23 protein-coding genes are annotated in these 20743 nt (G+C 70.0%); 9 read left to right on the top strand and 14 right to left on the bottom strand.

Annotation, left to right across the window (positions count from 1 at the left end; genetic code table 11):
• Positions 1-123: 123 nt before the first annotated feature.
• The 3 genes from ACOMG5_RS07650 to ubiA form a co-directional block, all read right to left on the bottom strand.
• The gene (locus tag ACOMG5_RS07650) at positions 124-453 is read right to left on the bottom strand and encodes a hypothetical protein (RefSeq protein WP_420343200.1); all 330 of its coding nucleotides are present in this window, start codon (positions 451-453) and stop codon (positions 124-126) included.
• A gap of 17 nt (positions 454-470) precedes the next feature.
• On the bottom strand, positions 471-2567 hold the full coding sequence (locus ACOMG5_RS07645; protein WP_420343199.1) for an OmpA family protein: 2097 nt from the start codon (positions 2565-2567) through the stop codon (positions 471-473).
• Positions 2568-2632: 65 nt separating this feature from the next.
• The gene (ubiA, locus tag ACOMG5_RS07640; RefSeq protein WP_420343198.1) at positions 2633-3589 is read right to left on the bottom strand and encodes a 4-hydroxybenzoate octaprenyltransferase; all 957 of its coding nucleotides are present in this window, start codon (positions 3587-3589) and stop codon (positions 2633-2635) included.
• A gap of 12 nt (positions 3590-3601) precedes the next feature.
• Between ubiA and ACOMG5_RS07635 the strand changes: the two genes are divergently transcribed.
• Genes ACOMG5_RS07635 through ACOMG5_RS07625 form a run of 3 tightly spaced genes read left to right on the top strand, consistent with a single transcriptional unit; the run spans position 3602 to position 6248 of the window.
• Positions 3602-4327: a 16S rRNA (uracil(1498)-N(3))-methyltransferase gene (locus tag ACOMG5_RS07635; protein ID WP_420343197.1), complete on the top strand. Its 726-nt coding sequence runs from the start codon at positions 3602-3604 to the stop codon at positions 4325-4327.
• Positions 4327-4848, top strand: a complete 522-nt coding sequence (locus tag ACOMG5_RS07630; protein ID WP_420343196.1) for a hypothetical protein — start codon at positions 4327-4329, stop codon at positions 4846-4848. The genes ACOMG5_RS07635 and ACOMG5_RS07630 overlap by 1 nt, the downstream gene beginning before the upstream one ends.
• Before the next feature lie 35 nt (positions 4849-4883).
• Positions 4884-6248 (top strand): glutamate--cysteine ligase, encoded by a 1365-nt coding sequence (locus ACOMG5_RS07625; protein ID WP_420343195.1) that lies wholly within the window; start codon positions 4884-4886, stop codon positions 6246-6248.
• Here ACOMG5_RS07625 and ACOMG5_RS07620 read toward each other — a convergent pair.
• Genes ACOMG5_RS07620 through ACOMG5_RS07600 form a run of 5 tightly spaced genes read right to left on the bottom strand, consistent with a single transcriptional unit; the run spans position 6242 to position 10189 of the window.
• Positions 6242-6646 carry a DUF805 domain-containing protein gene (locus ACOMG5_RS07620; RefSeq protein WP_420343194.1) on the bottom strand — a complete coding sequence of 135 codons (405 nt, stop codon included), beginning with the start codon at positions 6644-6646 and terminating at the stop codon, positions 6242-6244. The two genes, ACOMG5_RS07625 and ACOMG5_RS07620, sit on opposite strands and share 7 nt — an antisense overlap.
• A 43-nt stretch (positions 6647-6689) precedes the next feature.
• Complete coding sequence (plsY, locus tag ACOMG5_RS07615; RefSeq protein ID WP_420343193.1) at positions 6690-7301, bottom strand: glycerol-3-phosphate 1-O-acyltransferase PlsY; 612 nt, start codon at positions 7299-7301, stop codon at positions 6690-6692.
• Positions 7302-7330: 29 nt separating this feature from the next.
• Entirely contained in the window at positions 7331-8605 is a 1275-nt protein-coding gene (gene pyrC / locus ACOMG5_RS07610) for a dihydroorotase (RefSeq protein ID WP_420343192.1), read from the bottom strand.
• Positions 8602-9231, bottom strand: coding sequence for a hypothetical protein (locus ACOMG5_RS07605; RefSeq protein WP_420343191.1), 630 nt, complete (start codon positions 9229-9231; stop codon positions 8602-8604). Before ACOMG5_RS07605 ends, pyrC begins: the two co-directional genes overlap by 4 nt.
• Positions 9224-10189: an aspartate carbamoyltransferase catalytic subunit gene (locus tag ACOMG5_RS07600; RefSeq protein WP_420343190.1), complete on the bottom strand. Its 966-nt coding sequence runs from the start codon at positions 10187-10189 to the stop codon at positions 9224-9226. Before ACOMG5_RS07600 ends, ACOMG5_RS07605 begins: the two co-directional genes overlap by 8 nt.
• A 99-nt stretch (positions 10190-10288) precedes the next feature.
• Between ACOMG5_RS07600 and ACOMG5_RS07595 the strand changes: the two genes are divergently transcribed.
• Complete coding sequence (locus ACOMG5_RS07595; RefSeq protein WP_420343206.1) at positions 10289-11065, top strand: uracil-DNA glycosylase; 777 nt, start codon at positions 10289-10291, stop codon at positions 11063-11065.
• Here the strand turns inward: ACOMG5_RS07595 and ACOMG5_RS07590 are convergent.
• The 3 genes from ACOMG5_RS07590 to ACOMG5_RS07580 form a co-directional block, all read right to left on the bottom strand.
• Positions 11062-11898 (bottom strand): methylenetetrahydrofolate reductase, encoded by an 837-nt coding sequence (locus ACOMG5_RS07590; RefSeq protein ID WP_420343189.1) that lies wholly within the window; start codon positions 11896-11898, stop codon positions 11062-11064. The two genes, ACOMG5_RS07595 and ACOMG5_RS07590, sit on opposite strands and share 4 nt — an antisense overlap.
• A gap of 88 nt (positions 11899-11986) precedes the next feature.
• On the bottom strand, positions 11987-13300 hold the full coding sequence (locus ACOMG5_RS07585) for an NAD(P)/FAD-dependent oxidoreductase (protein WP_420343188.1): 1314 nt from the start codon (positions 13298-13300) through the stop codon (positions 11987-11989).
• A 34-nt stretch (positions 13301-13334) separates the two neighbouring features.
• Positions 13335-14123: a protein-disulfide reductase DsbD domain-containing protein gene (locus ACOMG5_RS07580; RefSeq protein WP_420343187.1), complete on the bottom strand. Its 789-nt coding sequence runs from the start codon at positions 14121-14123 to the stop codon at positions 13335-13337.
• Positions 14124-14275: 152 nt separating this feature from the next.
• Between ACOMG5_RS07580 and ACOMG5_RS07575 the strand changes: the two genes are divergently transcribed.
• Positions 14276-14836 carry a YqgE/AlgH family protein gene (locus tag ACOMG5_RS07575; RefSeq protein ID WP_420343186.1) on the top strand — a complete coding sequence of 187 codons (561 nt, stop codon included), beginning with the start codon at positions 14276-14278 and terminating at the stop codon, positions 14834-14836.
• A gap of 139 nt (positions 14837-14975) precedes the next feature.
• Here the strand turns inward: ACOMG5_RS07575 and ACOMG5_RS07570 are convergent, their stop codons facing one another.
• Positions 14976-15932 carry an L-threonylcarbamoyladenylate synthase gene (locus ACOMG5_RS07570; RefSeq protein WP_420343185.1) on the bottom strand — a complete coding sequence of 319 codons (957 nt, stop codon included), beginning with the start codon at positions 15930-15932 and terminating at the stop codon, positions 14976-14978.
• Positions 15933-16069: 137 nt separating this feature from the next.
• On the opposite strand from ACOMG5_RS07570, the gene ACOMG5_RS07565 reads away from it, so the two are divergent.
• The 4 genes from ACOMG5_RS07565 (at position 16070) to ACOMG5_RS07550 (ending at position 19669) form a co-directional block, all read left to right on the top strand.
• A complete protein-coding gene (locus ACOMG5_RS07565) occupies positions 16070-17761 on the top strand; it encodes an acyl-CoA dehydrogenase (protein WP_420343184.1) in 1692 nt (563 codons plus the stop codon).
• Positions 17762-17826: 65 nt separating this feature from the next.
• The gene (locus tag ACOMG5_RS07560; protein ID WP_420343183.1) at positions 17827-18819 is read left to right on the top strand and encodes an MBL fold metallo-hydrolase; all 993 of its coding nucleotides are present in this window, start codon (positions 17827-17829) and stop codon (positions 18817-18819) included.
• Between the two features lie 31 nt (positions 18820-18850).
• Entirely contained in the window at positions 18851-18985 is a 135-nt protein-coding gene (locus ACOMG5_RS07555; protein WP_420343182.1) for an aa3-type cytochrome c oxidase subunit IV, read from the top strand.
• Between the two features lie 60 nt (positions 18986-19045).
• A complete protein-coding gene (locus ACOMG5_RS07550) occupies positions 19046-19669 on the top strand; it encodes a hypothetical protein (protein ID WP_420343205.1) in 624 nt (207 codons plus the stop codon).
• Here ACOMG5_RS07550 and ACOMG5_RS07545 read toward each other — a convergent pair.
• Both ACOMG5_RS07545 and ACOMG5_RS07540 read right to left on the bottom strand, forming a co-directional pair.
• Positions 19666-20007, bottom strand: coding sequence for an AzlD domain-containing protein (locus ACOMG5_RS07545; RefSeq protein ID WP_420343181.1), 342 nt, complete (start codon positions 20005-20007; stop codon positions 19666-19668). The two genes, ACOMG5_RS07550 and ACOMG5_RS07545, sit on opposite strands and share 4 nt — an antisense overlap.
• The gene (locus ACOMG5_RS07540) at positions 20004-20720 is read right to left on the bottom strand and encodes an AzlC family ABC transporter permease (RefSeq protein ID WP_420343180.1); all 717 of its coding nucleotides are present in this window, start codon (positions 20718-20720) and stop codon (positions 20004-20006) included. Before ACOMG5_RS07540 ends, ACOMG5_RS07545 begins: the two co-directional genes overlap by 4 nt.
• Between the last annotated feature and the right edge of the window lie 23 nt (positions 20721-20743).

Raw genomic sequence — 20743 nt, 5'->3', positions numbered from 1 at the left:
TGACCCTCATTGTCGACCAGGCGCACCGCGCCTTCACGCACTTCAGGGGAAAATTGTTCATCGTCCTGCGCATGATGCTCCATCCTACTCAGGAGGTGAAGCCGCCGGAAAAACCGGAGAGGTTCAGGGCGCGGCGCGGGCGCGCTCCAACTCCGCGCGCAGTTCGCTCGCTTCGCGGCGGGCTTCGCGCAGGCCCTCCATCGCGGCGCGCAATTCGGCCTCGCTCTGCGCGAGCTGATTGCCAAGCGCGGCTTCACGGCTTTCGAGATAGCTCAGCGCCTGATCGCGGCCCTCTTCGGCCTCGTGCAGCGCCTGCGCCATCTGTTCCAGCTCGCCCATATCGGCCTTGGAGACCCGGGTCAGGCGGTGGATCAGCCAGCAGGCGAACCAGCCGATACAGAAGAACAGGAACAGGATGATCGCCGTGGCAACAACGAATTCGGTGCGGTTCATGAGCGGTCCTCGGGGTCCTAGGGCTGGATCTTGAGCCCGTCAGGGCGGGCATCTGGGCGCGCGGGAGACGCCTGCGCCGGGCCGACCGGGATCTCGATCGACGGATCCTGCCCGGGCAGGGCTTCAGTCCCTGGCGCTTCGGCGGGGGCGTCGGCGTCTGCCGGTGTGTCGTCCATGGGCGCTTCGTCCATCGGCGCACTGTCGCCGGTCTCGTCCGGGAAGGCGGGGTCGGCGGCCGGTGCTTCGGCAGGGGGTGCCACGGCAGGCTCCTCGGCGGGCGGCGCGGGCGCGGGCTCGTCGCGCAGCGGCTTTTCATCCAGCAGCACGAATTCGATCCGGCGGTTTGCCTCGCGCCCGGCCTCGGTGCCGTTGTCGGCGATGGGCTGGGTCTCGCCATAGCCCTTTGCGCTCAGGTTGCCGGTCAGCACCCGCCGCTCGGTGAGCCCGAACAGCACCGCGGCCGCCCGGTCCTGGCTCAGCGCAAGGTTCATCTCGTCGCGGCCCTGGCTGTCGGTATGGCCCGCGATCTCCATCCGGAAATCCTGGCAATCCTTCATCGCCGCGGCGAGCAGGTCCATCGTCGCGCGCGCTTCCTTGGAAAAGGCGGCCGAGCCCGGCTCGAAGGTGATCTTGTGCTCGGCCAGAACCGCATTCAGCCGGTCCACGCATTCCGGGCCCGTGGGCAGGCCCAGCACCGGATCCAGGCGGCGGTCATAGCGGATATCGAGCGCGATCGGCGCCGCCTCGCCCAGCCGTTGCGCGAGCAGCCGCGAGACCGTGTCGGACGCCTGCGCATCGCCGGTGCGCCCGCTCACACGGACCAGATCTGGGGTCACCACCACCGAGCCCTCCGCCAGCGTATCCAGCGCATCGAGCGCCGCCAGCGTCCGCAGACCCCAGCCCTGCGGCAGCGTTTCGTCCAGCCGGGTCGCGCCATAGACCTCGACCGCGCCAAAGCGCGCGCGGGCATAGGTCTCCACCGCCTCGCGGGCGCGCTGATCGCTGACCCGGCCGCGCAGCTCCACCCGGCCGTTCTCGGAGAGGATCGCCATGAATTGCGGCGTGGCGCTGGTTTCGGCCAGGCTGCGCTCCCGCTCCGCGGTCAGCGAGAACACCTGCGGCAGGTTGGATTCCAGCTCCCCCACCACCTTGTCGAAGCTCTCCTGCGTCACGCCGGGGGCGGCGGTGAGGCTGATGTCGGCATCCGACAGCGCCACGGTGCCGCGCCCGAGCTCCTTCAGCGCGCGCAGGCTCATCGCCACCGCATCGGCCCATTGCGGCGAGGGCGTGCCCATGCCCACGGTGCAGCCCTGCGCGCCCTCGGTCCCGGCATCGCGCGCGGCGGCCAGGATCCGGTCGCGGGCGCGCTCGGTATCGGCGGAGCAGGCGTCGAAGCGCGCGCCCTGATCGTCGATCACGAAGCGCAGGGTGAAGGGGGTGATCACCGGGCGCGGCGCCGAGATCGCCGAGACGATCTCCAGATCGGCCGGCCGGCGGCGGGCGAGCGAGGTTTCTATCCGGGTCTTCTCGGCGGGGCTGTCGGTGATCGCCTGCACCGAGACCCGCCCCGGCTCCACCGAGATTTTCGCGCGCGGCATCGCCTTGATCGTCTCGATCGCGAAATCCAGCGCGCGCTGCCATTTCGGCGGGGCGGGGTAATCGGCGGCCTCGAGCAGGTCGGTGACCTCGGCCCCGCCCGCGGCGCCGCGCAGCCCCGCGACCAGCGCCGCCCGGTCCGTCGCCATCGGCACCAGCCCGATCAGCGAGATCCCGTCATCGTTGCGCAGCATCTCCAGCGTGAAATCCGGCGGCTGGATCTGCTGGCTGTTCTCCACGTCGGTGTTGTCGACGATCCGGCCCGAATCCACCACCGCACCGGCCCGGGTCATGGCGCGCAGCCGCTCGGCCTCGGAGGGCGCCGTGCCCAGCAGCACCACCTGCAGCCCGTCGGTCTGCACATCGACCCAGCTGTGGCCATAGGTTTCCATCGCCAGCTGCACCGCCTTGCGCGAGCGGATCTCGATGATCGAAGCGGAGCCGCCCGCGACAAAGGCCGCGATCACGGCGGCCGAGGCGAAGGCGGCGGTGCTCAGGATCTTGGTGCGGGCGCTCATGCGCGGGGGCTCCTCGCGGCCGTTCGGGTCCCGCACGTCTTATGCGGGCCACCGGCGCGGGGCAATCACACGATCGCGGCAACGGCAAGAAACAGCGCAGCGATCAGCCCGGCATCGCGGTTGGAGCGGAACAGCTTCAGGCAGATGTCGGTGTCGTCGATATCGAGCCGGGTCATCTGCCACAGCAGATGCGCGCCCATCGCCAGCGGCGCCAGAGCCGCGATCCAGAGCTTCGGCCCCGCAGGCACCGCGAGCCAGATCGCCAGCTCCATCAGCGCCACCGTGCCGATCAGGAACCCCGCGAGCCATTGCGGCGTGCGTTCGGCAAAGAGCCGCGCGGTGGATTTGACCCCGATAAGCGCATCGTCCTCCTTGTCCTGATGGGCATAGATCGTGTCGTAGAACAGGGTCCAGACAAGGCCCGAGAGCCACAGCACCACCGCGGGCCAGCCGAGCGCGCCCTTGTGCGCGGCCCAGAGCAGCAGCGCGCCCCAGTTGAACGCGATGCCGAGAAACACCTGCGGCCACCAGGTGAACCGCTTCGCGAACGGATAGACCGCGACCGGGATCAGCGAGGCCACCCCGAGCCAGATTGCCGCCGGCGCGAAGCTGACCAGGATCAGCGCCGAGACCAGCGCCTGCGCCACCAGCCAGGCCAGCGCCTGCTTCACCGTCACCTGGCCCGACGGGATCGGCCGCGAGCGGGTGCGCGCCACGGCGGCATCGAAATCGCGGTCGGTGATGTCGTTCCAGGTGCAGCCCGCCCCGCGCATCAGGAACGCGCCGATGGCGGCGCCGATGACGAGCCACAGATCCTCCCACCGCGGCGCATCCGAAGCCGCGGCGAGCGCCACCGCCCACCAGCACGGGATCAGCAGGAGCCAGGTGCCGATCGGCCGGTCCGCCCGGCTGAGCCGCAGATAGGGCCGCGTTGCGGGCGGCGCCAGCCGGTCCACCCAATTGCCGCGCACGGCATCGGCCACGATACCCTGAGCCTCTGGCGTTTGACGGGAGCCTTGCATAACCTGCGCCTCATGGAACGTGCCAAGATCAGACTCCATGTAGAGCACCCGCTGGGGCCGGGGCAAGCCGTGCCGCTCACCCCCGAGCAGGCGCATTACCTGTTCGCGGTGATGCGCGAGGGCGTGGGCAGCCGCACAGCCCTGTTCAACGGGCGCGATGGCGAATGGACGGCGGAGGTCTCTGCGGCGGCAAAAAAGGGCGGCGTGCTCACCTGCCTCGCCCAGGCCGCGCCGCAGCTGGACCCGCCGGACCTGTGGCTGATCTTCGCGCCGATCCGCAAGGAACGCACCGATTTCATCGTGGAGAAGGCGACGGAGCTCGGCTGCGCGCGGATCCTGCCGGTGCAGACGGAGTTCACCAATGCGCAGCGCATCCGCCAGGACCGGCTGCAGGCCCATGCGCTGGAGGCGGCGGAGCAGTGCCTGGGCACCTATGTGCCCGAAGTGGCGGATCTGGTGGCGCTGCGGCGGCTGATGGCGGGCTGGGATCCGGCGCGGCGGGTGCTCTGGGCCGATGAGAGCCTGGTCGGCGCGGCGGAGGCGCTGGCGGGGCTGCCCCCCGGCCCCTGGGCCATCCTGATCGGGCCGGAGGGCGGGTTTTCCGAGGCCGAGCGCGGCTGGCTGCGCGGGCTTCCCTTCGTGGTGCCGGTGTCGCTCGGGCCGCGGATCCTGCGCGCCGATACCGCGGCCTGCGCGGCGATCACGCTGTGGCAGGCTGCCCTCGGGGACTGGCGCTGATGCGCCCCGAGCTGCGCGCCGCCCTGCACCGGCACCGCGAGGTGATCGCGGCCGGGGTGGCGGCCATGCTCGGGATCTGGATCGCGGCCCTGGGCGGGTGGTTCCTGCTGGGGGTGGGCCTCGGGCTCGCGGCGGTGGCGCTGGTCTGGGGGGCGAGCGCGCTGCGCCGGCTGCGCTTCGCCCGGCCGGTCACCGATCCGGGCATGGTCGAGATCGACGAGGGCCGCATCGGCTATTTTGGCGCGGGGGCGGCGCTCGGCGGCTATGTCGCGCTCAACGATCTGTCGGAGATCCGCCTGCTGCGGCTGCGCTCGGCGCGCTACTGGCGGCTGAAGACGGCGGATGGCCAGGCGATCCTGATCCCCATCGCCTCTGCGGGCGCTGAGGCGCTCTATGATGCCTTCGCCACGCTCCCCGGCATCGACATGCGCCGCCTGACCGACGCGCTTGGGCAGGAAACGGTCGCGCAGAGCCTCTGGTCGCGCCCCGGTGCGGGCTATCTTGACACAGACGCGCGATAGCGCCACCTGTTGGCGCCACAACCAAGCGAGGGCACATGTCCATTCCCCAGCAGGGCGGCGGCCCGATCGAGCGGTTCGAGCAACTGGCCGAATATATCGCCTCGGGCGAGAAGCCTGCGCAGGATTGGCGCATCGGCACCGAGCACGAGAAATTCGGCTATGATGCCCGCAGCCTGCTGCCGCTGCCGTATGAGGGCGCGGCCTCGGTGCGCGCCATGCTGGAAGGCCTGCGCGACGGCTTCGACTGGGAGCCGGTGCTGGAGCAGGGCAATATCATCGGCCTGACCCGCAACGGCGCCAACGTGAGCCTGGAGCCCGGCGGGCAGCTGGAGCTCTCGGGCGCGCCGGTGGAAACGCTGCACGAAACCGATGCGGAGCTTGCGAACCACCTGAAGGAGGTGGCGCAGGTCGGCGACCGGATCGGGGCGAAATTCATCGGCCTCGGCGCCGCGCCGGTCTGGGCGCAGGAGCAGATGCCGATGATGCCGAAGGGCCGCTACCGGCTGATGACCGAATACATGGACCGCGTCGGCACCATGGGCAAGACGATGATGTACCGCACCTGCACGGTGCAGGTGAACCTCGACTATGCCTCCGAAGCCGACATGGTGAAGAAGATGCGGGTCGCGCTGGCTTTGCAGCCGGTGGCGACGGCGCTGTTTGCCAATTCGCCCTTCCTCGACGGCAAGCCGAACGGCTTCCGCTCCTGGCGCGGCAATATCTGGCAAAACCTGGATGCCGCGCGCACCGGCATGCTGCCCTTCATGTTCGAAGAGGGGGCGGGCTACGAGCGCTATGTGGATTATGTCCTCGATGTGCCGATGTATTTCGTCTACCGCGACGGGCAATATATCAACGCGCTCGGGCAGAGCTTCCGCGATTTCCTGAAGGGCGAGCTGCCCGCGCTGCCGGGCGAGAAGCCGACGCTGTCGGACTGGGCGGACCATATGACCACGGTCTTCCCCGAGGCGCGGGTGAAGAAATACATCGAGATGCGCGGCGCCGATGGCGGCTCGTGGCGGCGGCTGACGGCGCTTTCCGCGTTCTGGGTCGGGCTGATGTATGATGGCGGCGCGCTGGATGCGGCCTGGGACCTGGTGAAGGGCTGGGACGCCGAAACCCGCGACGGACTGCGCCGGGAGGCGGCGAAATCCGCCCTCGCCGGTGCGGCAAATGGGGTGCAGATGCGCGCGCTGGCGGGCCAGGTGGTGGAGATTGCGCGCGCTGGCCTGAAGGCGCGCGGCCGCACCCATGGCGTGATCGCCGACGAGGCGCATTTCCTCGATCCGCTGGTGGAGACCGTGGCCTCGGGCCGGACCCCGGCCGATAACCTGCTCGACCGCTATGCGGGCGACTGGCAGGGCGATCTCAGCCGGATCTACGCCGACTACAGCTACTGAGCCGGGCCGAAGCGGTTGGGCTCCTGCGGCGCGTCGGGGGCCTTCTGCACGAAGAAGAACAGCAAGATCAGCTGCCCGATCAGCGGGATCAGCGTGATGAACAGCCACCAGCCGGAGCGGTTGGTGTCATGCAGCCGGCGCACGCCGACGGAGATCGAGGGCAGCAGGCAGATCAGGGTGAAGATCGTCCCGATCGGGCCGCCGTTGGTGGCGTAATAGGCGAAGCCGGTGCCGGTCACGAAGGTGCCGGAGCCGAAGATCATCCGGTCCAGCACCGAACAGGCGAGCTGGCCGAGGAAGATGAACAGCATGAACCACCAGAATTCGGACCGCGGCGCGCGGCCCTGGAAGGTGGCGAAATCCTTGAAGCACTTGCGGACGGCGTCCTGAAAACCCATGGCGAACTCCTTTGCGCCATCAGGCCCCCGAAGGGGCCGGAAATCAAGACTTCTTGCCGATCTTCGGTTCGCGGCCCTGGGCGATGCGCTGGATATTGGCGCGGTGGCGCCAGAAGATCAGCAGCGCCATCACCGTCATCATCGGCATCAGTTCGCGGTACCCCATCACCAGCGCGAGCGGCACCGAGGCCGCCGCCGCGACCAGCGCCGAGAGCGAGGAGAGCCGGGAGAGCACCGCCGTGACCAGCCAGGTGAGGCAGGCCGCGATCCCCACCGGCCAGGCCAGCGCGAGCAGCGTGCCGAGGAAGGTCGCAACCCCCTTGCCGCCTTTGAACTTCAGCCAGACCGGATACAGATGCCCGATGAAGGCGGCCCCCCCCGCAATCACCGCGGCGGTCTCGTCATGCAGCACGAAGCGCGCAAGCAGCACCGCGGCCGCGCCCTTCGCCCCGTCGAGGATCAGCGTCGCGAGCGCCGCGGCCTTGTTGCCGGTGCGCAGCACGTTGGTCGCGCCGATATTGCCGGAGCCGATCTGGCGCAGATCGCCGAGGCGCATCAGGCGGGTGATCACCACTCCAAACGGAATCGCGCCGAGCAGATAGCCCAGCACCGCCACCGCGACCAACAGTATGGCCCCGTTCTCTGCCCCCGGCATTGCCTTGCCTCGTGTTTTTGTTGTTGGTGTTATTGGTTGTTATTGTATACCTGCACGCCCGCGACGATCGTGGCAAGAACCTTTCCTTGCATCCGGGCGCCGTCGAAGGGAGTATTCTTCGATTTCGACTGCAGTTTGAAGCGATCCAGCACGAAAGGCGCATCCGGATCGAACAGCACGAGGTCCGCGGGCGCGCCGATTTCCAGCCGCCCCTGCGGCAGGCCGAGCCGCCGCGCCGGGTTGAGCGAGAGCGCGCGGAACAGCTGCGGCAGGCTCAGATGCCCGGCATGCACCAGCCGCAGCGCCGCCGGCAGCAGGGTTTCGAGCGCAACCGCCCCGGCGGCCGCCTCCTCGAAGGGCAGGCGCTTCGATTCCTCGTCGGCCGGCGTGTGCATGGAGCAGATCACGTCGATCACCCCCGCGGCCACCGCCTCGATCATCGCGATCCGGTCGGCTTCGGCGCGCAAGGGCGGGCTCAGCTTGAAGAAGGTGCGGTAATCGCCGACGTCATAATCATTCAACGTCAGGTGATGGACCGAAATCCCCGCCGTCACATCGAGCCCCGCTGCGCGCGCGCGCTCCAGCGCGGGCAGCGCCGCGGCGGTGGTGATCTGATCGGCGTGGTAGCGCACGCCCGTCATCTCCACCAGCGCGAGGTCGCGCTCCAGCCCCATCCGCTCGGCCATCGGGCTCACGCCGGGCAGGCCGCGCAGCGAGGCGAATTTGCTCGATGTCACCGCGGCGCCATGGCTCAGGCCCGGCTCCTGCGGATGGCCCACCACCAGCGCGCCGCAGGCCCGGGCATAGGTGAAGGCGCGGCTGAGCACCTTGGTATCGGTCGCAACGTGGTCGGCATCGGTAAAGGCGATCGCGCCCGCATCCATCAGGAAGCCGATCTCGGTCATCTCGCGCCCGGCGCGGCCCTTGGTGAGCGCGGCCATGTGCCGGATCCGGACCTGCGCCTCGCCCGCGCGGCGGGTGGCGAATTCGAGCGCTTCGGGGGTGTCGATCGCGGGCAGGGTATCGGGCCGCGCGACGATGGTCGTCACGCCGCCTGCCGCCGCGGCGAGGCTCGCGGAGCGGAAGCTCTCCTTGTGGCGCTCGCCCGGTTCGCCGATCTTCACGCCCCAGTCCACGATCCCGGGCGCGAGGCAGGCTCCGCCGCAATCCACCACCTCGGCGCCCTCCGGCACCTCCACCAGGCCGACGCCCCGGATGATGCCGTCCTGCACCAGCAGGCTGCCGCGGCTTTCGGTGCCGGCGGCGGGGTCGATCAGGCGGGCGTTCTCTAGGAACAGGGTCATGGCTTCCCCTTCTGAATGTTGCGGATCAGCGCGCGCACTGCGGCGGCATCGGCGATCGGGCCGATGGCGAGGTAGACGGGCACGTCATGGCGGTCGCTGCCGGGGCTGCGGGTGCCCACCTGGAGCCGCACCGAAGTGTCGCTGGCGGTCACCGGCATTTGCGGCGTGATTTCGTGGCGGCGCACATCGGGCGGCGCGCCGGGGCACAGGCCGGCCATATAGGCCGCGCGGTCGGTGATCAGGTAATAGATATCGGCCGGGTGGCGCCGCCGCGAGGGCAGCGCGCGCATCACCACCAGCCCGGCGCCGAGCAGCACGCACAGCGCCACCACCTTTGCGGGCATCCCGCCGCCCTCGCGCAGCAGCAGCGCGAGCGCGAGCCCCGCGATGGCAACCGCCGCGATCAGCACCGGCGGCCCCACCCGTACCCGCGGCGCGGGCCGCAGCGCCGGGTCCGGCCGTCCGTGCCACAGGATGGTTTCGCGCGGCGCGACGATGCCCTGCCAGAAGGCGGGGGCGGTCGCGGGGGTATGGTCGTCGTGGCCGAGCAGCACCGGGTCCTCGTCGCGCAACGCGTCGCGCGACGGATGGCCTTGCGGCCGGTCCCCGGGGCCGCTGTCAGACATCGATACCCTCCACCAGCGCCCGGCCGCGCAGCGCGCGCAGGTTCTGCGCCAAGAGGTCCATCACCGCCATCCGCACCGCGACGCCCATCTCCACCTGCTCCTGGATCACCGAGCGGGTGATGTCGTCGGCAATGGTGCCGTCGATCTCCACGCCCCGGTTCATCGGGCCGGGGTGCATCACGATCGCATCGGGTTTGGCAAAGCTCAGCTTCTCGGCATCGAGGCCGTAGCGGAAGAAATATTCGCGCTCGGAGGGGATGAAGCCGCCGTCCATCCGCTCTTTCTGCAGGCGCAGCATCATCACCACATCGGCGCCCTCAAGGCCCGCGCGCATGTCGTCCGTCACCTCGACGCCGAATTCGGAAATCCCCGAGGGCATCAGCGTCGGCGGCCCGACGAGGCGGATCCGGTTTTCCATCTTGCCGAGCAGCAGCATGTTCGAACGCGCCACCCGGCTGTGCGCGACATCGCCGCAGATCGCGACCGTCAGCCCCTGGATCCGGCCCTTGGCGCGGCGGATGGTGAGCGCATCGAGCAGCGCCTGGGTCGGGTGTTCATGGCGGCCGTCGCCCGCGTTGATCACCGCGCAGTTCACCTTCTGCGCCAGCAGATCGACCGCGCCCGAGGCGCCATGGCGCACCACCAGCAGGTCGGGGTGCATCGCATTGAGCGTGAGCGCCGTGTCGATCAGCGTTTCGCCCTTCTTCACGGAGGAATTCTGCATCGACATGTTCATCACATCGGCGCCGAGCCGCTTGCCCGCCAGCTCGAAGCTGGACTGGGTCCGGGTCGAATTCTCGAAGAACATGTTGATCTGGGTCATGCCCGCCAGCGCATCGGTGCGTTTCACCGTGCGCCGGTTCAGCTCCACATAGCGGTCGGCGAGGTCGAGAACGGTCACGATCTCCTCCGGCGCCAGATGTTCGATGCCCAGAAGGTGCCGCGCGCGGAATGCCATGACCTGCCTCCGATGTTGTCCGCCCGCCTTATGACAAACGGGCAGCGGCGCGTCCAGCGGCTTTACCCCCGCGCGCGGGCGGCATAGGGTCACGAAATGATGCTCGATGCCGATCTGGACCCCATTGCCGCCCGCGCCGCGCTCGAATGGCTGATCGAGCTCGGCGTCGATGCGGCCGTGGGCGACGATCCGGTGGATGCCTATGCGCTGCCCGATCACCTGGCGGTGCCGAAGCCCGCGGCGGCGGCAGCCCCGCAGCCGGTCGCGGAGCCGCAGGTGGATCCGGTGGGGGTGGCGCGCGCGGCCGCGGCCGCGGCACGCACGCTCGACGATCTGCGCGAGGCGATCGCGGCCTTCGATCATTGCGAGCTGAAGAAAGGCGCGCGCAACACCGTGTTCTCGGATGGCAATCCGAAAGCGCGGGTGATGATCATCGGCGAAGCCCCGGGCCGCGACGAGGACCTGCAGGGCAAGCCCTTCGTCGGCCGCGCGGGCCAGCTGCTGGACCGGATGTTCGGCGCGATCGGGCTTGCGCGCCAGAGCCCCGCGCCGGAGCAGGCCTTCTATATCACCAATGTGCTGCCCTGGCGCCCGCCCGGCAACCGCGACCCGGAGCCTGCCGAAATCGCGATGCTGCTGCCGTTCCTCGCGCGGCATGTGGCGCTGGCGGACCCGGATTTCCTGGTGCTGATGGGCAATGCGGCCTGTGCTGCGGCGCTCGGGCAGCGCGGCATCCTGCGGCTGCGCGGCACCTGGGCCGAGGCCTTCGGCCGGCCCGCCCTGCCGATGACGCATCCGGCCTACCTCCTGCGCCAGCCGCATGCGAAGCGCGAGGCCTGGGCGGATCTGCTGTCGTTGCGGGGGCGGCTGGGCTAGCTGCGCGCCGCGCGCGCCCATTCGGCCGCCGCCGCGATCCCGCCCAGCGGGAACAGATGCAGCGCCGCGATCCGGCCCAGTGCCTGCGCGAGATCCGCGGCCACCGCATCGGGGGTGATCGGGCGCAGAAGCCGGCCGAGATCTCCGGCGCGCCGTTGCAGCACCTTCAGCGAAGCACCCACGCCACAGCTGAGCCCGTAGCGCAGCAGGGTCTGCAATTTGGCGGGCCCCGCAAGGCCCACGCGCAGCGGCAGATCGATCCCCGCCGCCGCGATCTGCTCGGCCCAGCTCAGGATCGGCGCGGCCTCGAAGGCGAATTGCGTCACCAGCTCCACCTGCGCCGCTGTGCGCTGCGCGAGCGCCTGCTTCCAGCGCAGCGCGGCCTCCAGCGCCTCCGGCGCAATGTCGGGGCTGCCCTCGGGATGGCCCGCGAAGGACAGGCCCGCGAAGTCCATCGCATCGAAGAGCCCGGTTTCCACCAGCTGCATCGAATCCGCAAAGCAGCCTGCAGGCGCAGCCACACCGCCCGCCAGAAGCAGCGCGCGCCGCACCCCGGCCGCATCGCGGTAGCGCGCGAGCCAATCGGCCAGTTCGGCGCGGTCGCGCAGCAGGCGCGCGGGGATATGCGGCTGCGGCTCGAAGCCCTGCGCCCGCAGCGCGCCTGCCGCCTGCACCATTTGCGCCATCGGCGTGCCCGCGATATGGGCGATGAACACGGTCGTGCCCGCAGGCAGCAGCGCGCGCAGATCGCCCGCCTGCGCCAGCGTCCGCGGCGTCACCTCGATCGAGAAGCCCTTGAGCAGGCTGGCAAGCGGGGTGGCATCGGCGGGCATGGCGGCTCCTGTGGGCTATGCCCGTGCCTAGCGCGGATGGCTCCGCCCGCCCGCTCCCGGCGCGACCATCCCGGGCGGAAAACGCCGCTCAGGCCAGATCCGGGCGCAGGCGGCGGAGCGCGAAGGGCGCCGGATCGACAATCGGCGGCGTGCCCATGATCAGGTCCGCCATCAGCTGCCCCGAGGCCGGGCCGATCCCGAAGCCATGGCCCGAAAACCCGGCCGCGATGTGAAAGCCGGGCAGGGCGCCGACCGGCGAAATCACCGGCACGGCATCGGGGGTCACGTCCATCACGCCGGCCCACTCCTGCACGATGCGGCCGCTGCGGAAGGCCGGGAAGGCGGCCTGCAGATGCGCCATCGCGGTGCGGGTGAAGCCCGGGTTCGGGGCCGGATCGAGCGAGCGGACCTGCTCGAACGGGGTCACCGCATCGGGCGCCCAGCGGCGCGGCATCCGTGCCTCGGCGAGGAAGCTCGGGCCGAGGCGGAGCTTCAGCTCGCGCCAGGAGCTGACGAGCGAAGGCAGGTATTCGCGGAGCAGGCGGAAATTGTCAGGCACGATCGGCGCGATATTGGCGTTGCGCAGCGCCACCGAGAAATCCCCGTCCAGCCGTTTGCGATAGGCGAAGCGCCCGGCGCCCACCGGCATCTCCGACACGCCGCTGACCCCGGTGACCCGCGCCACCGTGCCGATCACCTTCAGCAGCGGGAAATCGAGGCCAATATTGCCCGCAAACAGCCGCGACCAGGCGCCCCCCGCCAGCACCACCTGCGAGCAGGCGATCGGGCCGCGCTCCGTGATCACGCCGCTGATGCGCCCGGCGGCGGTCTCGATGCTGCGCACGGCACATTGGGTGAGGATCGCGGCCCCGGCGCGGCGGGCGGCCTCGGCCATGGCGGGCACGGCAATCCAGGGCTCGGCGCGGCCATCGCTCGGGCAATGCAGCGCCGCGCGCAGGCCGGGCTCCGCCCCAGGCAGCAGCGCATGGGCCTCGGCCGCGCTCAGCATCCGCGCATCGACCCCGGCGGCCGCGCCCTTGGCCTGCCAGCCGCCCCAATGATCGAGATCGTGCTGCGTGTAGCACAGATAGCTGATGCCGGTGCGGCGGAAGCCGGTTTCGGCGCCGGTGCGGGCGTTCATCCCCTCCCACAGGACGCGCGAGGCGATGGAAAGCGGGATCTCGCCCGGGTCGCGGCCCATTTGCCGCACCCAGCCCCAGTTGCGCGCGGATTGCTCGCCCGCGATCACGCCCTTTTCGCACAGTACCACCGGCACGCCGCGTTCCGCGAGCGTCAGCGCCGTGCAGACCCCGATGATGCCGCCGCCGATGACGACGACCTCGGTGCGGGCGGGGAGGTCGGGCTGCCCGGCAAAGGGGGCGACGGGGATCGAGAGCGGCATGGGTGGACCTCTGGCGGCGGTGGCAACCGGTGTGTCAGTCCTCCGGGCAGCCGTCAACCTGCACCGCGCCGCTGTCGCTGAGCACGGTGATGCGCAGGTCTTGCGGATCGAGCGGGAAGGGCTTTGCCGCGTCGGGCACGAATTCGGCGGAGGCAAACAGCAGCCCGCCCGCGCGCTCCACCACGGGCTCCGAGACCCAGACCGGATGCGAGCGCAGCTCGAACAGCGCGGTCTCGTTCGGCTCCGGCGGCAGGTCGATCACCGCGGTGACGCGCATGCCATCGGCGATGGGTTCGGCCGCGCAGCGCGCTCTGCCGGGGCGCGGCTCGGGCACGGCGGCCATCGCGCGGCGGATTTCGGGGTTGGGCGCGCCCGGGCCCTGCAGCCCCGCCTCCAGATCGAGCGTCACCGGCACACACACATCGCGGCAGATGCCGATCTCCATATCCGCATCGAGCCGCACCGGCCCGTCCGGGTTCTTCGGCCGGATCCGGAGCGGCAGGATCATCTCGTCGTGATAGCCGACGGTGCGCATGCCGTTCTGGTCGAAGACCTCCGGCGCGGGCCAGATCACGCTGATAGCCGCAATGTTCTCCGATCCGGCAAAATTCAGCACCGGCGGGATGCCGGCCTCGCCGGGCACGCGCCAGTAGGTTTTCCAGCCATGCTCCAGCTCGATTTTCAGCGCGGCGATATAATCGCCCTCCGGCGTGCGCCAGCCATCCAGCACCCGCGCCCCGGCCATGCCGGGGGGCAGCGCGTCCTGCGCCGAGGCGGGCTGGGCGAGGCAGGAGATCATCAGGAGGCAGGCGAGTCTGGGCATGTATCGGGCATAGCGCCGCCCGGGGGGCGCTCCAAGTCACAAACGCGCCAGAGCGCCGCGATGTGGCGTGAATGCCGCGCCCGGGGCTTGATCGTGCGGTCGGGCGGCGCCACCTTGGGGGCAGGCGCCCTTCGCGCCGGGAGGCTTGGGCTATGGATCTGACGGGCAAGATGCTGATCGCCATGCCGGGGCTGGACGATCCCCGGTTCGAACATTCCGTCGTCGCACTTTGCGCGCATTCGCCCGAGGGGGCGATGGGCCTGATCGTGAACAAGCCGATGGCGAAGCCGGGCCTCGGTGAGCTGCTCGGGCAGCTCGGGATTCAGGTCACCGCCTCGGATCAGCGCCGCGCCGCACCGATCCTGTTCGGCGGGCCGGTGGAGACGGGGCGCGGCTTCGTGCTGCATTCGCGCGACTGGCAGGGCCAGGGCGGGATGATGGAGGTCTCGGACGAGCTCTGCGTCACCGCCACCCGCGACATTCTGGAGGATATCGCCGCCGGGCAGGGGCCGCAGCAGGCGCTGCTGGCGCTCGGCTATGCGGGCTGGGGGCCGGGCCAGCTGGAGGCGGAGATCCTCGCCAATGGCTGGCTGGTGGCCGATGGCAATGCCGCGATCACGCTCGATGGCGACCATGCCACCAAATGGATCCGGGCGCTGGCCGCGATGGGGATCGACCCGCATACGCTCTCTGCCGCGGCCGGGCGGGCCTGAGAGGCGGCGGAAAAGCCCCTTCGCAAGGCCTGGATGGGGCGAATTCAGGGGCTGTGCCCGAAGGCGCTGCAAAGCTTCTCCCCCCGGGCGTTTTTCCCTTCATCCCGTAAGGCCAGGCATCCTGCGCGGCCGGGCTGGGTCACTCCGCCGGGCGGGGCGCTGCGGCCCGGCGCAGGCGGTCATTGATCGCGCGCCCGAGGCCGGTTTCGGGCACGGGAGCCACCGCAATGCCGCGCGCACCGCGCTCGGTGGCGATCCGGTCCGCGGCGCGCAGGGCGCTGAACAGGTGCACGGCCGCCTCGGTGGTATCGCCGCTGGCCGAGAGGTTGAGCGCCGCGCCGGGGCAGGCGCCGAAGCCGATCCAGACCTCGTCCGGATCAGGGGCGCGCACCATCAGCCGCACCGGCGCCCCGGGGGCGTAATGCGAGAGGAGCTGCCCCGGCGCGTTCGGCTTTGCCGCATCGCCGCCCGTGGGCAGCTTCTGGCCCAGAGCCGCCTCCAGATCCTCGCTCGCGAGGCCGCCGGGGCGCAGCACCATCGGCGGATCGAGCGAGAGGATCGTCGATTCCACCCCGACGGAGCAGGGTCCGCCATCCACGATCCCCGCGATGCGCCCGCCGAGCCCCTCCACCACATGGCAGGCCCGCGTCGGGCTGATCTTGCCCGAAGGATTGGCCGAAGGCGCCGCGACCGGCCCGCCGAAGGCGCGCAGCAGCCCCTGCGCCACCGGATGCGCGGGCACGCGGAGCGCCACCGTATCGAGCCCCGCTGTGACCAGATCGGAAATCCCGGCCTCGGGGCGCAGCGGCAGCACCAGCGTCAGCGGCCCGGGCCAGAACCGCCGCGCCAGATCGCGCGCGGCATCGGAGAACACCGCGATCCGCTCCGCCGCGGCCAGATCGGGCACATGCACGATCAGCGGGTTGAAGGCGGGGCGGCCCTTCGCGGCATAGATCGCGGCCACCGCATGGCTGTCGCGCGCATGGCCGCCAAGGCCATAGACGGTTTCGGTCGGAAAGGAGACGAGCTGCCCTTCGGAGAGCAGCCGCGCGGCGCGGGAAAGGCCCGTTTCGTCGGGGCTGAGGATCTCGGCCATCTGTCTCCCTTGCATCCGTGACGCTGCGTTGCGATTGAAGGGGCGTTCCCTTGCGGTAAGTTGCCCGGGTTACACCGCAGGTCTTAAGCGTGCCGGGCCCGGTTGCCAAGCACCTGACGGCTCCCGAGGAGAAAGCCATGCCTTATCGTTCGCCCGTTTCCGAGCTGCAATTCATTCTGGACAAGGTCGTGCCGCTGGCCCCCGTGGCGGGGACCGAGAAATTCGCCGAGGCCACCGGCGATACCGTCGAGGCAATCCTCACCGAGGCCGGGCGCCTGTGCGACGAGGTGATGGCGCCCCTGAACCGCAACGGCGACCTGACGCCCGCGAAGCTCGAAAACGGGGTGGTGCGCGCCTCGCCGGGCTTCAAGGAGGCCTATGCGCAGATCGCCGAGGGCGGCTGGGTTTCGGTCGCGGGGCCTGCGGAATACGGCGGGATGGGCCTGCCGCTGACGGTAGCCATCGCGGTGAACGACATGATGGCGGGGGCGAATCTCGCGCTGCAGCTGAACCCGCTGCTGACCCAGGGCCAGATCGACGCGCTGGAGCATCACGCATCGGACGAGATCAAGGAGCTCTATATCCCGAAGCTCGCCTCGGGCGAATGGTCGGGCACGATGAACCTGACCGAGCCGCAGGCCGGGTCCGATGTGGGCGCGCTGCGCTCCAAGGCCGAACCGAACGGCGACGGCACCTATGCCGTGACCGGGCAGAAGATCTTCATCAGCTGGGGCGACAGCGACGTGACCACGAACGTCTGCCATCTGGTGCTGGCGCGGCTGCCCGACGGCGTGCCCGGGACCAAGGGCATCTCGCTGTTCCTGGTGCCGAAATACATCCCCGACGAGAACGGCAACCCGGGCGTCGCGAACAGCCTGAAGGTCGTGTCGCTGGAGCACAAGATGGGCCTGCATGGCTCGCCCACCTGCGTGATGAGCTTCGAGGGCGCGAAGGGCTGGCTGGTGGACGGGCCGAACAAGGGCATGGCCGCGATGTTCACCATGATGAACAACGCCCGGCTGAACGTGGGCGTGCAGGGCATCGGCATCGCCGAGGCGGCCTATCAGAAAGCCTATGAATACGCGCTGGACCGGGTGCAGTTCGCGCCGATCATCCAGCACGCCGATGTGCGCCGGATGCTGGCGGAGATGAAGGCCGAAGTCTTTGCCGCGCGCGCGATCGCGCTCGCCTGTGCGGTGGCGATCGATATGGGCCATGCGACCGGCGACGAGGCCTACAAGGCGCGTGCCGCGCTGCTGACCCCGATCGCCAAGGCCTATGGCACCGATACCGGCATGTGGGTCGCCGATCAGGGCGTTCAGGTGCATGGCGGCATGGGCTTCATCGAGGAGACGGGGGCCGCGCAATTCTACCGCGACGTGCGGGTGACCGCGATCTACGAGGGCACCAACGGCATTCAGGCGATGGACCTCGTGGGCCGCAAGATGATGGACGGCGGCAAGGCCGCGTTCCGCCTGCTGCAGGAGGTGGAGGACGAGGCCAAGGCCGCGCGCGAGGCGCTGCCGGAGCTGGCCGAAGACCTGTGGCACGCGGCCGAGAGCCTGCGCGAGCATACCGAATGGATGGTGGCGCAGGGCACGCAGGACCGGTTCGCGGGCGCGGTGCCCTATCTGCGCGCCTTCGCGCGGGTGCTGGGCGCGCATTACCACCTGCGCGCGGCGCTTGCAGAGGGCGCGGGATCGGCGCGGGCGAAGCTGGCGGCCGTCTATATCCGCCGGCTGCTGCCGCAGGCTGCGGCCTGCCTCGCCGAGGCGAAGGAAGGCGCCGCCGGCCTCTATGCGCTGAGCGACGCGGAGCTGGCAGTCTGAGCCCGCGGCCGGACAGGGCGGGGCTGCGCTATCCGTGGCCCGAGCCCCCGGCCCCGGGGCAGGCGGTGGAAATCGCCCCCGGGGTGCTGTGGCTGCGCCTGCCGCTGCCGATGGCGCTCGATCATGTGAATGCCTATGCGCTCGACGATGGCGATGGCTGGACGCTGGTCGATCCGGGGATCAATACGCCCGCCTGCCGCGCCGCGCTGGAGGCGGCGCTGGCGGGGCCGCTGGCCGGCCGGCCGGTGCGGCGGGTGATCGTGACGCATTACCACCCCGACCATATCGGCCTTGCGGGCTGGCTGCAGGCGCGGGGGGCTGCGCTGATCACCACGCGCACCTCGTGGCTTTTTGCGCGGATGCTGCAGCTCGATGAGCAGCGGCTGCCGGTCTCGGAAACGCTGGCCTTCTGGCGCGCGGCGGGGATGGAGCCGGGGCTTCTGGCGCGGCGCGCGCAGGAGCGGCCGTTCAATTTCGCCGATTCGGTGCATCCGCTGCCGCTCGGCTATCAGCGGATCCGGGAGGATGACGTGATCGCTGCGGGCGGGCGGCGCTGGCGGGTGCGGATCGGCGAGGGCCACGCGCCCGATCATGCGACGCTGTGGTCCGAGGACGATGACCTCGTGCTGGGCGGGGATCAGCTCTTGCCCTCCATCTCGGCCAATCTCGGGGTCTATGCGACTGAGCCCGCGGCCGATCCGGTGGCCGACTGGCTGGAGAGCTGCCGCAGGTTCGAGCCGCTGGCGCAGGAGCGGCATCTGGTCCTGCCCGGGCACAAGCTGCCGTTCAGCGGCCTGCCTTTGCGCCTGCGGCAGATGATCGAGAACCACGAGGGCGCGCTGAACCGGCTGCGCGCGCTGCTGGCCGAGGGGCCGCGCCCGGCCACGGCCTGTTTCCCGGCGCTGTTCAAGCGCCCGATCGGCGAGGCGGAATACGGGCTGGCGCTGGTCGAGGCGGTGGCGCATCTGAACCACCTGCTGCATTTGGGCGAGCTGCGCCGCGAGACCCGCGACGGCATCTGGATCTGGACGCTCGACAGCCCGGGCGGCGCAGGCTAGCCTTGCCTTCGGGAGAGAGAGGGAGGAGATCATGGCCGAGCATCAGCACGGGCAGATGGAAATCCGTGACCATGAAAGAACATTCGCGGGCTTTGTGCGTTTTGTCACCGTCGCGGTGATTGTCATTCTGGCGTTTCTGGTCTTTCTTGCGCTGGCAAACGGTTAGGCGCCCCGCGCCGCCGCCCCCGCCATGACCGGATGACGAAGGAGTGCGGCAGTGCGCCGAATGATCCTGTGCCTGATCCTGCCGCTCGCGCTCGGCGCCTGCGGTGCCCAGCCCGTCTGGGCCCCCGATGCGGCCGTGGAAAAGGCGATCGTGCGCACCGGCAACCCGCCTTCGGTGACGCTGTTCACCGTGATCGGCAAGACCTCGGGGCAGGGCGGGCATTCGGCGCTGATGATCGACGGCTCGCAGCGGGTGATCTTCGATCCGGCTGGGACCTGGAACCACCCCTGGGTTCCGGAGCGCAACGACGTGGACTATGGCATCACCGACCGGATGTACAAATTCTACATCGACTATCATGCCCGCGAGACCTGGGACGTGCGCGAGCAGCGCGTGCCGGTGACGCGCGAACAGGCCGATGCGCTGATCCGCCAGGCGGAGGCCTATGGCGCGGTGAACAAGATGTTCTGCGCGCGGGCGACATCGGAGATCCTGCGCAGCGTGCCGGGCTTCGAGACGCTGCCGCATACCTTCTCCCCGCTGAAGCTGTCGGATGCCTTCGGCAAGCTCCCGGGCGCTGTCAGCGAAATGCATTACGACAACGACCCCGATGACAACTCGGGCGTGCTGATGGTGGAGATCGAGAAGAGCCGCGGCGCGGAGCGGCGGACGAACGCGCGCTAGCCGATCAGCCACAGCCCGAGATAGAGCGTGACGAAGCCCGCAACGATCGCCGCGAGCGTGTTGCGCGTGGCAATGCCCGCGGCCACCGTGGCCCCCGCCGCCAGCAGCCGCGCCGGATCCGGCGTGCCGCCTGTGGCCTGCGGCCACAGCACCAGCGGCGCCACCAGCCCGGGCAGCACCGCCACGGCGGTATAGCGCAGGTAGCGCAAAGCCCAGTCCGGCAGCTGCCGCCGCCCGACCACGCCGAGGAAGGAATAGCGCAGCAGGAAGGTGCCGATGCCGAGCAGCGCGATGATGAGCCAGATCGCGGGGCTGCCGTAATACGCGGCCGTGGTCATTTGCCCGCCCTCCGCGCCAGCCAGAGTTCGGTTTGCGCCCCGGCGGCCATCGCGAGCACCGCCGCGATCAGGATCCCGGTGCCCGAGGGCAGGAACGACAGCGCCAGCGCCGCCAGCACCGAGACCACCGCCGCCGCCAGATGCGGCACCGAGCGCAGCATCGGCGCGATCATCGCCAGAAACGTCACCGGCACCGCGAAATCGAGCGCCAGCCCCTGCGGGATCGCCTTGCCCAGCACCGCGCCGGCCAGCGTCGCGATCACCCAGGGAATGCAGGTGGGCGTGCAGGCCCCGGCAAAAAGCGCGAGCTTTTCGGCCAGCGGCCGCTCCGGCGCCTTCTCATAGGCCTGCGCGGCAATGGCGAAGCTCTGGTCGATCATGAAATAGGAGATCAGCACCTTGTGCCAGCGCCGCGCGGCGCCGAGATGCGGCGCCAGGGCCGCGGAATACATCGCCATCCGCAGGTTCACCGCCAGCGCCGTGACCACCACCACCAGCACCGGGGCATGGTCGTTCATCAGCTGCACCGCGGTGAACTGCGAGGCCCCGGCGATCACCAGGATGGTGAAGCCCATCACCTGCGCGATGCTCATGCCCGCATCCATTCCGGCCACGCCGAACAGCATGCCGAAGGGCACGATGACCAGAATGAAGGGCAGCGCCTGGCCGACGCCGCGCAGGTATGCCGCACGAAGCGCGATTTTTTCGGACATTCTTTTGCTCGGACCCGTCTTGT

This window comes from Paenirhodobacter sp., from assembly GCF_041916475.1.
Lineage (GTDB): Bacteria > Pseudomonadota > Alphaproteobacteria > Rhodobacterales > Rhodobacteraceae > Rhodobacter.
Note: the sequence above shows the minus strand (reverse complement) of the source record. Positions and strands in the feature narration are given on the sequence as shown.

Coding starts and splice junctions, on each gene's coding strand:
- ACOMG5_RS07625 (WP_420343195.1), top strand. CDS start 4,884: ATGTCCATTCCCCAGCAGGGCGGCGGCCCGATCGAGCGGTTCGAGCAA.
- ACOMG5_RS07555 (WP_420343182.1), top strand. CDS start 18,851: ATGGCCGAGCATCAGCACGGGCAGATGGAAATCCGTGACCATGAAAGA.
- ACOMG5_RS07545 (WP_420343181.1), bottom strand. CDS start 20,007: ATGACCACGGCCGCGTATTACGGCAGCCCCGCGATCTGGCTCATCATC.
- ACOMG5_RS07630 (WP_420343196.1), top strand. CDS start 4,327: ATGCGCCCCGAGCTGCGCGCCGCCCTGCACCGGCACCGCGAGGTGATC.
- ACOMG5_RS07620 (WP_420343194.1), bottom strand. CDS start 6,646: ATGGGTTTTCAGGACGCCGTCCGCAAGTGCTTCAAGGATTTCGCCACC.
- pyrC (WP_420343192.1), bottom strand. CDS start 8,605: ATGACCCTGTTCCTAGAGAACGCCCGCCTGATCGACCCCGCCGCCGGC.
- ACOMG5_RS07650 (WP_420343200.1), bottom strand. CDS start 453: ATGAACCGCACCGAATTCGTTGTTGCCACGGCGATCATCCTGTTCCTG.
- ACOMG5_RS07595 (WP_420343206.1), top strand. CDS start 10,289: ATGCTCGATGCCGATCTGGACCCCATTGCCGCCCGCGCCGCGCTCGAA.
- ACOMG5_RS07590 (WP_420343189.1), bottom strand. CDS start 11,898: ATGCCCGCCGATGCCACCCCGCTTGCCAGCCTGCTCAAGGGCTTCTCG.
- ACOMG5_RS07570 (WP_420343185.1), bottom strand. CDS start 15,932: ATGGCCGAGATCCTCAGCCCCGACGAAACGGGCCTTTCCCGCGCCGCG.
- ACOMG5_RS07565 (WP_420343184.1), top strand. CDS start 16,070: ATGCCTTATCGTTCGCCCGTTTCCGAGCTGCAATTCATTCTGGACAAG.
- ubiA (WP_420343198.1), bottom strand. CDS start 3,589: ATGCAAGGCTCCCGTCAAACGCCAGAGGCTCAGGGTATCGTGGCCGAT.
- ACOMG5_RS07575 (WP_420343186.1), top strand. CDS start 14,276: ATGGATCTGACGGGCAAGATGCTGATCGCCATGCCGGGGCTGGACGAT.
- ACOMG5_RS07635 (WP_420343197.1), top strand. CDS start 3,602: ATGGAACGTGCCAAGATCAGACTCCATGTAGAGCACCCGCTGGGGCCG.
- ACOMG5_RS07580 (WP_420343187.1), bottom strand. CDS start 14,123: ATGCCCAGACTCGCCTGCCTCCTGATGATCTCCTGCCTCGCCCAGCCC.
- ACOMG5_RS07645 (WP_420343199.1), bottom strand. CDS start 2,567: ATGAGCGCCCGCACCAAGATCCTGAGCACCGCCGCCTTCGCCTCGGCC.
- ACOMG5_RS07585 (WP_420343188.1), bottom strand. CDS start 13,300: ATGCCGCTCTCGATCCCCGTCGCCCCCTTTGCCGGGCAGCCCGACCTC.
- ACOMG5_RS07550 (WP_420343205.1), top strand. CDS start 19,046: ATGATCCTGTGCCTGATCCTGCCGCTCGCGCTCGGCGCCTGCGGTGCC.
- ACOMG5_RS07600 (WP_420343190.1), bottom strand. CDS start 10,189: ATGGCATTCCGCGCGCGGCACCTTCTGGGCATCGAACATCTGGCGCCG.
- ACOMG5_RS07540 (WP_420343180.1), bottom strand. CDS start 20,720: ATGTCCGAAAAAATCGCGCTTCGTGCGGCATACCTGCGCGGCGTCGGC.
- ACOMG5_RS07605 (WP_420343191.1), bottom strand. CDS start 9,231: ATGTCTGACAGCGGCCCCGGGGACCGGCCGCAAGGCCATCCGTCGCGC.
- plsY (WP_420343193.1), bottom strand. CDS start 7,301: ATGCCGGGGGCAGAGAACGGGGCCATACTGTTGGTCGCGGTGGCGGTG.